The following is a 13,302-nucleotide window of genomic DNA, read 5'->3' as shown; positions in this document are numbered from 1 at the left end:
TCGACTTAATTATAGAGGAAACAGATGTCTTTTTCTATTATTATGAGTATAAAAAAAGATATTTAGTGTTATCCTCCGTTTGAGTAACAACACTAAATATCTTAGACCCAAGCTATTTTAAAACTTATGGTAGTCGTTATTATTTGTTATGTGTTAAGAAACTTTATATTTCCTCACCACTAGCTTGTAAGGCATACATTTGTGCATATAAGCCATCTTTGGCAAGCAATTCTTCATGATTACCGCGTTCGACAATTCGACCTTTATCTAAAACCAAAATCAAATCAGCATCGCGAATAGTAGATAGACGATGGGCAATGGCAATTGTGGTACGATTTTGGCGCATATTTTGTAAACCTTGTTGAATATGACTTTCTGTTTCTGTATCAATATTAGCCGTTGCTTCATCTAAAATTAAGATTTTCGGATTTGTAACCACGGTACGCGCAAAGGAAATTAATTGACGTTGCCCACTCGAATACGCCGCCCCTTTTTCAATCACTTTGGCTTGATAATCACCGTCTAATTCTTCAATAAATTGATCAGCTTGAACAAACTTAGCCGCATGAATCATTTCTTCATCTGTAATATCCGGATTTAACAAACGAATATTATCGGCAATTGTTCCATAAAACATAAATGGATCTTGTAAAACCAATCCGATTTTTTCACGCAATTCCTTATAAGTATAGTCACGAATGTCACGACCATCAATGAGAATTTGCCCCTCTTCAAATTCATAGAAGCGCATCAGTACATTAATAATCGAGCTCTTACCGCTACCTGTATGACCAACTAAGGCTACCGTTTGATTTTCATCAGCCACAAAACTAATATCTTTCAAGACTTGGTTTTTACCATCATATGAGAAACTTACATGTTTAAATTCGATTCTACCGCGTGTAATTTTAGCATCTTCAAGATTTTTTTGTTCAGGAATTAATTCTTGCGTATCCATTAATTTTAAGATTCGACTCGCAGCAACTAAACCGTCTGTGTAAGTACTCAATGAATCCATTACCTGCGTCATTGGTCTAAAGAAATTTTGCACATAAGTTGTAAAAGCATAAATCATCCCAACCTCTAAGACTGTATGCGTAGCCTGAAAACCAAACATGGTCAAACTAATACTCAATCCGATTGCGTATAAGAAGTTAATAATCGGTGCAAGCAATAACGTGTTGGTTTTAATCATGGCATAGCGCGTGCGCAAATATTTGGTATTAGTCTTCTCAAAACTTTTTTTCAAACGATTTTCTTGACGGAACTGCTGGATAATATGCATTCCCGAAATGTATTCGTTCAATTTTGTATTCAACTCACTCAAACGTTCACGCATTTGTCGATAAATCTTAGAAGATAGTCTTTGATACGTAACAATGATTAAGATTAGTAGTGGTAAAAAAGCTAAGTTTACTAAGGCGATTTTCTTATCCAAAGCATACATCGCTACAAATGAACTAACTAACGATAAGATTCCAGTTAACACCATCATAAAGACATTCCAAAAATCATACAAGGTTTCAGTATCATTGGTTAACCGTGAGACAATAGAACCTGCGGGCGTTTGATCGAAATAGCGAATCCCTAGTTGCTGTAACTTTTCAAATAAAATGACGCGAATACGATTTAACGTCTTAATGGAAGCAACAGCATATAAATACCACTGGCCAAACCAAATAAACGCCTTAATGATTGAACTTGCAAAATACAAACCAGCAAAGAGGTATAAAATTCGCATAGTCGCTGATTTGGTTTGTAAATAGTGGTCCATAAAATATTGTAGAATTAGTGGCATATAAACATTGATTACCGCTAAAGCAATCGAGAAAATCACCGCAAAGAAAAAGGTAGCTGCAAATGGACGCGCAAATTTAAAGGTTCTCTTTAAAATTGATGCTTGTTCTTTTAAGGTAAATGATTTTGACCATTCTGATTGTTGTTCCATTATTCAGCCCCCCTTTGATCTAAATTACTTTCTAATTGTTGTTTATGCCACATTTTTGCATACCAAGCTTGATTATCTAATAATTGTTGATGCGTACCGCGTTCAGCAATTTGACCATCTTCTAATACAATAATTTCATCCGCATGCATCACACTACTCAAGCGATGCGCCACAATAATCATAGATGAATGATTTTCTTTTTGACGAATTTGCTCTAAGATAGCTTCTTCGGTTTTGGCATCCACAGCAGATAACGCATCATCTAAAATTAATAGATTTGGATCTGTGATAAAGGCCCGCGCAATAGAAATACGTTGTTTTTGCCCACCTGATAATGAGATGCCACGTTCACCCACCAAAGTTTCATATCCATGAGGCATTTGCATAATATCTTCATGAATGGCTGCTTGTTTGGCTGCTTGAATCATTTTCTCTTCTCCAAAATTTGGATTAGCAAAACAAATATTTTCGGCAATCGTTGTTGAAAATAGAAAATGATCTTGAGGAACATACCCAATTGCAGGCAAATAGGCATCTAATCGGTAATCTTTAATACTATAATCACCAAAATAGATACTTCCTTGATAGTCATCATAAGTTCTTAGTAACAAACTCAATAAAGTTGTTTTTCCTGAACCCGTTTTTCCCACGATTCCTAGCGTCTTACCTTGAGGAATCGTCACATGAATATTTTGTAAAACCGGATTTTGCCCATCAGGATAGGTGAACGAATCCAAATCGATACTTAAATCGCCGTTTGCTTTTTGTGAAATACCTGTTTGTTTTTCAATAATATGGCTTTTTTCTCTGAATAGTTCAAAGACACGATCATAACTTGCATTCCCTCGTTCAAGTACATTAAATAGTTGACCGACTGCAAACATTGGCCATACTAACATGCCGATATAACTCATAAAAGAAACTAATTGACCAATCGAAATGGTTCCTTTTACCACATATCCACCACCAATGATAATGGTTACCACATAAGTTAAACCAATAATCAGTGTAATTAATGGATCATATAAAGAATCGTATAGCGCGACTTTCTTATTTTTTTCAATTACAAAATCGACCTTATCTTTAAAATCTTCTACATCTTCTTTTTCTTGGCCAAATGTTTTGATGACTTTAATCCCGGTGACACTTTCTTGGACTTTATCATTCAAATCAGAAAAGGCGTCTTGAGATTTACGAAAAGCATTATGTAATTTATCACCTAACACTTTGGCCATTAATGATAACAGTGGCAACGGTAATAATGCTAAAATTGTCAATCGAATATCAACAAAAATCATCATCGCAATAATCGTAATACCACCTGTGATAAATGAATCAATAAATGTTAAAATTCCTGCGCCTGCAACATTTTGAATCGCATTTAAATTCATAGTTGCATAGGCCATTAAATCTCCAGTGCGGTATTTATGATAAAATATTTGGTCCATCAATGTAAAATGATCAAATAACCGTTCTCGTAATATTTTTTCCAAACGAGCTGCACTTCCCCAAATATTGGTACGCCACACATAGCGAAAGGCGTATTGGCTAATTGCAGAAAAAACAAGTAGACCTATGTAATAAAAAATCTTTTGTAGATGAATCTGCTTACTGGCAATTTCATCAATTACTTTACCAATTACCCATGGTGGAATTAATTGAACCAAAGCTACCACAATCAATGCGGTTATACCAATTAAGTAATGTTTCTTTTCTTGTTTAAAAAACCACCATAACTTTTTAAATATCGCCATTTTTTCACTCCTATTCTTCAATATTTTTCTGTATTTTTACAAAATAAACCAATCAACCCTGATGAAATTTTGGACAACCTTAGCTGCTTGGAGTTGACCGATCCACCTCACATCCTTAATAATCTGTGCTCGGCGGGTAGCTACTTCGGCGTATAAGCCAGCTCGTCTGGGAAAGTCTTTACTTCTCGGACTTTCCCGACGTTCTGGACAACCTTATCCGCTCGTAGCTGACCGACCCGCCTCACATCCTTAATATAAAAAGGATAGCTGTATCGTTTGTTAGATACATGCTATCCTTCACCTATTCAAAATCAATTATTATTTCATTTGATTTTTCATTTGTTGCATCATTTGACGAACTTTTTTCTCAGAAGGTTTTTGACCCATTTGCGCCATCATTGTACGCAACATTTCCTCGTTAATTGGAGGGTTTTGTTTTAGGTAATCTTGCATGTATTTTCGCGCTAAGAAGAAGCCTCCTACTGCACCCACAGCAAGGGCAATCACAATGCATAATACTAAAATTCCTGTAGATACCATAATTACTTTCCTTTCTTTAATGTACTCTCAGTTATTCATTGTACTAAAAATTATTTCAAAAAGAAAGCCTTCCAAATAAATTTCCTACAATAATTCAGCAAAAACTTCCGGATTAAATGCTTGTTTACGTAACATTTCTATTTCTTTGCCATAAGGAGCTTTGGCAGTTTTCTTATCCGCACCAACATAAGGTGTTTCCAAAATAGTTGGAATTCCCTCTAATTGTGGATGATGCGCGATATAGTTTAATGCTTCAAAGCCAATCTCACCAAAACCAATATTGGCATGTCGGTCTTTATGCGCACCACATACATTTTTAGAATCATTTAAGTGCAAGACTTTTAGGCGATCTAAACCTATAATATGGTCAAATTCGTTTAATACACCATCAAAATCTTCCTTGATATTATAGCCTGCATCATGGGTATGACAAGTATCAAAGGTCACTGATAATTTTTCATTCAAGTTAACCCCATCAATAATTCGGGCTAACTCTTCAAAAGTACGACCAAGCTCAGTCCCTTTACCGGCCATCGTTTCTAAAGCAATTTGCACAGTTTGCTCCTTGGATAGCACTTCATTTAACCCTTCAATAATCTTTGCCAACCCTGCATCTACACCTGCGCCTACATGTGCTCCTGGATGTAAGGTAATCTGTTTTGCTCCCAATGCTTGGGCACGCATGATTTCTGCACGTAAAAATTCAATCGCAAAGCCAAAATTTTCAGGCTTAATCGTATTTCCTAAATTAATAATATAGGGTGCGTGTACGATAAACTCATCAATGCCATTTGCAGCCATTAAAGCCTTACCTTCTTCAATTTTCATCTCTTCAATCGGTTTTCTACGTGTATTTTGAGGTGCACCAGTATAAATCATAAAAGTATTTGCTCCATAAGACAGACTCTCTTTTACAGCACCTTCTAGCATTGCTTTCCCACTCATTGAGACATGTGATCCTATTAACATTTCACTACCCCTTTCTAATTACTAAGGATAGTATTACGAAAAATGAGCAAGATTGCAAGGATAATGCCTAGCTAATTCATAACTAAAACAATTATTGTCATAAAGACTAGACTGCATAAAAAACTAAGTGAAGAAGCAAAGCCAACATATTCTTCTTTTGCTCCTACAATAACAGCATTCATAACGCCAAATAAAGGGATTGGGGAAACACATAGCAAACTTAGAACCATTTTTTCTGCCATTGAAATCGGTAAAATATGTATAACAAAAATGAGTAAGAACCCCACCAAATACCGCAAGGAAAATAACTTTACTAGCGCCTTAAAACTGCCTTTTGGTAAAGCAAAATCTAAGTATAAGCCAATCATAAACATGGACAAAAATACATTGGCATTAGCAAGCGGTACAAAAAATGTATGTATATACGACGGTAACGAAAGCTGAAAATATCGCAAGCCAAACATAATTAAGTAACACATAAATGGAACTGAACTTAAAAGTTGCCTCAACATATTACGAAAAGAAAAACGTTGATTGGTTGCAACCAAAGTATCCACTACCGCTTGCGTTCCACCGGTCAACATAATGGAGTTACCAATATCAAACATTGAAATCATGGGAACAAAGGCTGGTTGAATGTTTTGAATAAATGGTAAGAGAAAATTTCCAATATTAAATCCTGATCCTAGATACATCATTGTAGCCTTTTGCTTATTTTCTTGTTTGAATGTCGTAAAATAAGCGAGTAACACTTGGAAAATCGACCAAATCAAGGCGACTACGATAAATAAAAGTAATTGATTTTGAATTCGTAAATCAGATAAATTGACAATAATGGCGGCAGGAAGCGTCACATAGACAATCATTCGCGACAATACATCGCCGTCTTTTTTGGTTAAGATATGCCACCTTTTTAATAAATAACCTAAAATAATAATGCCAAATAAACTTCCTGCTTTTAATAACACTTGCTGCATAAATTCACCTCTAAAAAAAACACCTATGGACATTACGCCCCGATAGGTGTCATTTCGCTTGATGTTTTCATTCTATTCTTCTGTTTTATCCTTTTTAAGCACTTTTTCGTGTTTTTGTTTCATTTCTTTAACTTCTTCTTGGATATCATCATAATCAAAACGAGTAATCGCACCATGTAATTCATTCATTACAATTGTATTTAGCACTTCATTATCTTCCTCTTCGTAATACATTAAGAGTCCAGTCTGTCCTGCAGTGATTTGCTTAGAAATTTCATCAAAAATGGTTTGTGTGTCTTTTTGCTCACTTGCAGAAATACCTGCAGCAACTAAATCACCTAAAATCCAACCAAATAAAACGCCTAATGGTCCGCCTAAAATTCCTACAAGCATACCAATGAAACCACCACGATTCAATGTACTTGCCGTTTGCAAATCTATTAAATCTTTAATGGCAAAATGTTTGTCATCCTCACTTTTTTCTACAACTGCCAATTGATTAATTTGATAAGCACTACCTTGGCTATTTTTGATTTTTGAAAAAGCTTCATAAGCGATACTATTTTGATCAAACACCATTACTGCTACTCTTTTTGTCATTGTAAACATCCTCTCGTTTTATTACTGAAAAGATTTCTATTTGTATCATCCTTCACAATGTCTTGCAAAAAATTTTCCTTCGTATATTTAGCAATCTTTTCAGCTAATAGTATATCACGACATTCATTTGTATTCAAAAAAAGGTAGGCTGTAAACCAACCTACCTAGTGTATTAAAATTGTAATAAGAAATATTTTTTCTTTCCACGACGTAATACGACCATATCACCAATCTTATCCACGTCAGAAAGTTGGTATTCTAAATCCTGAACACGGTCACCATTAATGTAAATCGCACCATTTTGTAAATCTTCACGTGCTTGACGTTTAGATTGTACAAGTCCAGATGCTACTAACACTTCTAATAATTTCAAATCAGCATCTTGTGGGACTGTATAGCTAGGCACACCTTTGAAACCTTGCTTGATTTCAGAAACGGATAATTCTTTAATATTACCGCTGAATAAAGCTTGTGAAATGTGCACTGCTTGCTCGTAAGCTTCTTTTCCGTGTACTAAAGTCGTCACTTCTTTGGCTAAAGCTTTTTGAGCTACACGTGTTTCTGGTGCAGCAGTAAATTCTTTTTCAATTTCTGCGATTTCATCTAAACTCAAGAAAGTAAAGTATTTCAAGAATTTAATCACATCACGGTCATCAGTATTAATCCAGAATTGGTAGAACTCATATGGGGTTGTTTTTTCAGCATCCAACCATACTGCATTCCCTTCAGATTTACCAAATTTAGTACCATCAGCTTTCGTAATCAAAGGCATGGTTAAAGCAAAACCTTGGACATCGCGTTCTCTACGCATCAACTCAATACCAGAAGTAATATTTCCCCATTGATCGGAACCACCTAATTGTAATAAGCAACCGTAATTATCATATAACTTTAAGAAATCATAAGCTTGTAGTAATTGGTAAGCAAATTCGGTGTATGAAATCCCTGTTTCAATACGGCGTTTGACACTTTCTTTGCTCATCATATAGTTAATTGTAAAGTTTTTACCAACATCACGAAGAAAGTCAATCATGCTTAACTTTCCTAACCACTCATAATTGTTTGCGATAATGGCAGGATTTTCTTCATTATCAAAATCAATAAAGCGTGAAAGTTGGTTTTTAATACTTTGAGACCAATTTTGGACGGTTTCTAAAGTGTTTAATTGACGTTCTTGATCTTTAAATGAAGGATCCCCAATCATTCCTGTTCCCCCACCAACTAAGGCAATCGGTACATGACCATGTTGTTGGAAGCGACGTAACATTAAGATAGGTAACAAATGACCAATATGCAAACTATCTGCAGTTGGATCAAAGCCCACATACAATTTAACAGACTCTTCGTTTAAATGTTTCACTAGAGCATCTTCGTCTGTGGTTTGATAGACTAGACCTCTTTCCTTTAATTCTTGAAATAAGTCCGCTGTCATACTATTCACTCCTTCAAATTTTCCTTGTATTCAATCATTTCATGTATCAGCTTTAGTAAAAACATCTTACTAAAATACATAAATATATCATAACTTAAATTTGATAGAAAGAAAAGGTTTTTCCAATGATTTCACTGTTTTTTTCTTGAAAGAATAGATAATTATTATCCATTTACTTAAAACTTTGCTATAATAGTAGAAGATTTTAGGAGGTGTTGATGTGGCTTCAAATAAACAACCCAAAGTAAAGAAAAAAAACAAAGAGACAATCGATAATTATCAAATTTTTAATATTACAGTTCGTGTAACGCAATCATTATTTTTAGTCTTTATCTCATTTCTATTACTCCTTGCTGCTTTAGGTGCCGGCATCGGGATGGGATATTTTGCTTTTTTAGTTGAGGATACCAAAATCCCTAGCAAGGTAGAACTCCAACAAGACTTAGGCGATATCACTCAAACATCTAAACTTGTTTATGCTAATGGAAATACTATCAGTAATATTCGTTCTGATTTACGTCGAACCAATGTTGCTTCAAACCAAATATCGCCACTATTGAAAAAAGCAGTTGTTGCTACTGAAGATGAATATTTTTATAAACATCATGGTGTTGTACCAAAGGCAGTTGTTAGAGCGCTACTATCCGAAGCAATTGGTGGCGGCGGTGGCGGTGGTTCTACGTTAACCCAACAATTGGTGAAACAACAAATTTTATCAAGCGAAACAACCTTTAAACGTAAAGCGAATGAAATCTTGTTGGCTTTGGAAGTCGAGAAAAACTTTTCTAAAGATGAAATTATTACGATGTATTTAAATGTTTCTCCTTTTGGACGCAATAATCATGGGCAAAATATTGCGGGTGTCCAAGAAGCTGCAATGGGAATTTTTGGGAAGAATGCAAGTGAACTAAGCTTACCACAGGCTGCCTTTATTGCTGGGCTACCACAAAGTCCTATCATCTATAGTCCATATACAAATGATGGTCAGCTAAAAAAAGACTTTACGTATGGACTTAAGCGAAAAAATGTTGTCTTATTTAGCATGTATCGTAATCATGATATTACTAAAAAAGAATATGAAGAAGCAAAGAACTATGATATAACGAAGGACTTCTTGCCGCCAAGTCAAGCTCAGAATACTTCATACGGTTTTTTATATGATACCGTAATGTCACAGGCAATTGACATTATCGTTAATCAGCTAGCTACAAAAGATGGTTTAACAGAATCACAATTGTCAGATGATGATGTATACAATGAATATGCACGCACAGCCAAAGATACTTTAGCAAATGGCGGTTATACCATCCAAACGACGATAGAGGAAGGAATCTATCAAGCCATGCAACAGGCGGTTAATGATTACGGTAGCTATTTAGATACGAATTATAACGACCCTGTTGAAGTTGGAAATGTCTTAATGGATAATGCAACCGGAAAAATTTTGGGCTTTGTCGGTGGTCGCAATTACAATCAAAATCAATTCAATCATGCCTTTGATGCAAAACGCCAGGCTGGTTCTGCCATTAAACCAGTACTTGTTTATGGTCCTGCAATTGACTTAGGCTTAATGGGATCAGAAAGTCGCGTATCTGACTATGCCACTTCTTGGAAAACTGGCGATGATGCAGGTAAAGAGATTGTCAATGCAACAAATAAAGGAAGTAATACGTTCCAAACTGTGCGCGAGGCCTTAAGCTGGTCGAACAATATCCCTGCTTACAATATTTATCAACAAGTATTAAATGAGACTGGTGATAAAAATTTTGTTTACAATAACTATTTGGCCAAAATGAACTATCCTGCTTCTGATATTTGGCAATATGAATCTGCACCATTGGGAGTAGCCACGCTTTCAGTCGTTTCTCAAACAAATGGCTTCCAGACTTTGGCCAATCACGGAATATATCAACAAGGCTATTTAATCGAAGCCATCACCAATTCAAAAGGTAAAAAAATCTATAAACATAAGCAAAATCCTGTTCGAGTATTCTCTGAAGCAAGTGCAAGTATCATGAATGATTTAATGCGTAGTGTCTTACAGGCGCAAATAACGACAAGCTATAAAACTGATTTAAGTAGTCTGAATGCATCTTTAGCTAATTTAGACTGGGTCGGTAAAACAGGATCTACGAATGATTGGGCTGATTCATGGTTAGTAGTCTCCACACCAAAAGTGACCATCAGCAGTTGGTCAGGGTATGAAGATAATCGCCCTTCTGATAGTAATGCAGGTAGACGTACTTCTCTTTATTTGGCAAACTTAGTCAATCGTATTTATCAAGTGAGTCCAGAAGTGTTTGGCACAAATGAAAAATTCACTTTAGCTGATAGTGTCAAAAAGGAAAAAGTATCTAAGTTTACGGGGCAAAAGAATCAAGGAACCGTTAAAATTGGCAATACGGAATGGAAGAGCTTTGGTGAGGAAACCACTTCACTTTGGGCGAAAAATGGGCCAGTTGATACTAGTTTCAAATTTGGCATTGGTGGTACAGATGAAAATTACCAAGATTATTGGAAAAAACTTACTCCTGCCAAAAAAGAAGATAAGAATGAAAAAGATAAGAAAGACGAAAATGCTAATCAAGAGAATAGCGAGCAAGAGGAAAAGAACGAGGATAAAAAGACTGATTAATATGCAAAAAAGACGACTTCAGTTTGGAGTCGTCTTTTCGTTTATCAATTATTTTGTAGAACCTTTTTCAGAAATACCAAATGGTAAAATAATTGTTTTTTGTTCAACTTCTTCTTTGTTCATTAATTTAGTTAGTAAGCGCATTGCAACAGCACCCATATCATACAATGGCTGAGTAATCGTTGTTAGTTTAGGACGAACAACATCTGTAAGCAATGAGTTATTGCTTGTAATAATTTCGAATTCTTCAGGAACTTTTACTCCAGCATCTAATAAACCATCAAGGATACCAACAGCTAATTCATCATCTGAAATAAATGCGGCGGTTGCACCTGAGTTGCGTAGGCGCTCAACTAAACGTAAACCATCTCTAAATGAATAAGGTGCTTCAAAAATTAATCCTTCATTATAAGCAATACCAGCTTCTTCTAAGGCTTGTTTATAACCACCTAAACGTGCATGTCCATTAATTGGATCAATTAAAGCACCGCTAACAAAGGCAATATCTTTATGTCCGTTTTTCACTAGAATTTGAACAGCTTCTTTTGTCGCTGCCTGATAATCAATATTTACACTTCCTACTTGATTATCTGGATCAATTGAACCAGCCAATACTACTGGTGTTTTTGAACGTGAAAACTCACCACGAATTTCATCTGTGATATGATGTCCCATAAAGATAATACCGTCCACTTGTTTTGCTAACAAGTTGTTTAGAACGTGTACTTCTTTAAGGTTATCACCATCAGAGTTAGCCAAAATAATATTATATTTATACATTGTGGCAATATCATCAATCCCACGAGCTAATGAGGCAAAAAACATATTGCTTACATCAGGGATGATTACACCAACTGTAGTCGTCTTTTTACTTGCTAAACCACGAGCCACAGCGTTTGGACGATAATCCAGGCGTTCGATGACCTCAAGTACTTTTTTACGTGTTGCAGGTTTCACATTTGGGTTACCATTGACAACACGAGAAACTGTTGCCATCGAAACATCTGCTTCACGTGCAACATCATAAATTGTAATTGTTTGTTTATCCATTCTCTATAAACTCCTTTATAATTTTCAGAAAATATCATTTACATTTCTTAGTTAGAATAGCAGAATTTTCATTGATTTGCAACCGTTTTTATATCATTTTCATTATTTTTCCGAAATTTCTTTTCACTTTATCAAAAATTAGATACAATAGAGGTAAGTTTGATGGAAAGAAGGTTTTTTGATGAATATCAAAAAAATAAATGAACTCCGAGAATGGATGCAAAACAATCAAGTAGAAGTTGCCTATGTTAGCAACCCAAGTTCAATTGCCTACTTAACTGGCTTTGAAAGTGATCCTCATGAACGTGTATTAGCACTCTTTATTCATGCTGACAAAGCACCTTTTTTATTCACTCCTGCAATGGAAGTTCCTGAAGCCAAAAAAGCTTTCAGTGAAGATGTCATTGGTTACTTAGACACCCAAAATCCTTGGCAGATTATTTTGAATGAATTAAAATCGCGCTTTGGTCAATTCAAAAAAATGGCTTTAGAAAAAAATCAATTAAGCGTCGAACGTTTCGAAATATTAAAAGACGGGTTAGCCACTGTTGATTTTTCTGCAGATATTACTCCTATCTTACAGCAAATTCAGCTTGTTAAAACGCCAGAAGAAATTCAAACACTCCTTGAAGCTGGACATTGGGCTGATGTTGCATTTGAAATTGGATTCAAAGCCTTAAAAGAAAAAGTTACCGAACAAGAAATTGTTGCCGAAATAGAATATCAATTGAAAAAACAAGGTGTAAGTAAAATGTCCTTTGATACTTTAATTCTATTTGGTGATAATGCGGCCAATCCACATGGCAATCCAGGTAGTCTACAATTGCGCAATCATGATTTAGCCCTCTTTGACTTAGGTGTTGTTTGGAAAGGTTACTGTAGTGATGCTACTAGAACGGTTGCCTTTAAAGAACCTACCGCTAAACAACGCGAAGTTTATAATGTCGTCTTGCAAGCACAATTAGCTGCTCAAAACGCAGTCAAACCAGGAATTACCGCTCAAGAGTTAGATGCGATTGCTCGTAATGTTATTACAGAAGCTGGTTATGGGGATTACTTTACTCACCGTCTTGGTCATGGTATTGGTACAACCGTTCATGAATTTCCATCCATTGTAGAAGGTAACTCAATGGTACTAAAAGAAGGTATGTGCTTCTCTATCGAACCTGGGATATATATTCCTAATGAGGTGGGTGTCCGAATTGAAGACTGTGTTTATGTCACAAAAGATGGTTGCCAAAGCTTCACGCAAACACCAAAAGATTTAATTGTATTGTAAATAAAATCGGGGCTGACCCATTAGTCCCTTTTGAATCCAAAAATCGAAGGCACCCGTGAAAGATGCCTTCGATTTTTGGATTTTTTGGATGAAATATAGAGGATTTTCCCCCTATATT

10 protein-coding genes are annotated in these 13,302 nt (G+C 35.5%); 2 read left to right on the top strand and 8 right to left on the bottom strand.

The genetic code is table 11. The annotated features are described in order from the left end of the window. Window positions 1-163: 163 nt before the first annotated feature. From ACTQZM_RS10540 to tyrS, 7 genes are all read right to left on the bottom strand, one after another. Window positions 164-1,948, bottom strand: coding sequence for an ABC transporter ATP-binding protein (locus ACTQZM_RS10540; protein WP_441653731.1), 1,785 nt, complete (start codon window positions 1,946-1,948; stop codon window positions 164-166). After that, window positions 1,948-3,702: an ABC transporter ATP-binding protein gene (locus tag ACTQZM_RS10535; protein WP_171309526.1), complete on the bottom strand. Its 1,755-nt coding sequence runs from the start codon at window positions 3,700-3,702 to the stop codon at window positions 1,948-1,950. The genes ACTQZM_RS10540 and ACTQZM_RS10535 overlap by 1 nt, the downstream gene beginning before the upstream one ends. A 318-nt stretch (window positions 3,703-4,020) precedes the next feature. Continuing rightward, a complete protein-coding gene (locus ACTQZM_RS10530) occupies window positions 4,021-4,242 on the bottom strand; it encodes a YneF family protein (protein WP_016251863.1) in 222 nt (73 codons plus the stop codon). An 84-nt stretch (window positions 4,243-4,326) separates the two neighbouring features. Beyond that, window positions 4,327-5,211, bottom strand: coding sequence for a deoxyribonuclease IV (locus tag ACTQZM_RS10525; protein ID WP_441653730.1), 885 nt, complete (start codon window positions 5,209-5,211; stop codon window positions 4,327-4,329). 71 nt (window positions 5,212-5,282) lie between these two features. Further along, the gene (locus tag ACTQZM_RS10520; protein ID WP_441653729.1) at window positions 5,283-6,188 is read right to left on the bottom strand and encodes an AEC family transporter; all 906 of its coding nucleotides are present in this window, start codon (window positions 6,186-6,188) and stop codon (window positions 5,283-5,285) included. Window positions 6,189-6,260: 72 nt separating this feature from the next. Next, entirely contained in the window at window positions 6,261-6,788 is a 528-nt protein-coding gene (locus tag ACTQZM_RS10515) for a hypothetical protein (protein WP_113784287.1), read from the bottom strand. A gap of 172 nt (window positions 6,789-6,960) precedes the next feature. Continuing rightward, window positions 6,961-8,220, bottom strand: coding sequence for a tyrosine--tRNA ligase (gene tyrS / locus ACTQZM_RS10510; protein WP_243197765.1), 1,260 nt, complete (start codon window positions 8,218-8,220; stop codon window positions 6,961-6,963). Window positions 8,221-8,440: 220 nt separating this feature from the next. Here tyrS and ACTQZM_RS10505 point away from each other — a divergent pair, with 220 nt between their 5' ends. Continuing rightward, on the top strand, window positions 8,441-10,855 hold the full coding sequence (locus ACTQZM_RS10505; protein ID WP_441653728.1) for a transglycosylase domain-containing protein: 2,415 nt from the start codon (window positions 8,441-8,443) through the stop codon (window positions 10,853-10,855). Window positions 10,856-10,903: 48 nt separating this feature from the next. On the opposite strand, the gene ccpA is transcribed toward ACTQZM_RS10505, so the two are convergent. Further along, complete coding sequence (gene ccpA / locus ACTQZM_RS10500) at window positions 10,904-11,905, bottom strand: catabolite control protein A (protein WP_016251857.1); 1,002 nt, start codon at window positions 11,903-11,905, stop codon at window positions 10,904-10,906. A 181-nt stretch (window positions 11,906-12,086) separates the two neighbouring features. On the opposite strand from ccpA, the gene ACTQZM_RS10495 reads away from it, so the two are divergent. Then, on the top strand, window positions 12,087-13,184 hold the full coding sequence (locus ACTQZM_RS10495; RefSeq protein WP_113826938.1) for a M24 family metallopeptidase: 1,098 nt from the start codon (window positions 12,087-12,089) through the stop codon (window positions 13,182-13,184). Window positions 13,185-13,302: the final 118 nt, after the last annotated feature.

Origin of the sequence: Enterococcus cecorum (assembly GCF_052119425.1) — a bacterium.
Classification (GTDB): domain Bacteria; phylum Bacillota; class Bacilli; order Lactobacillales; family Enterococcaceae; genus Enterococcus_E; species Enterococcus_E cecorum_C.
This window is presented reverse-complemented; position numbering and strand designations above follow the sequence as displayed.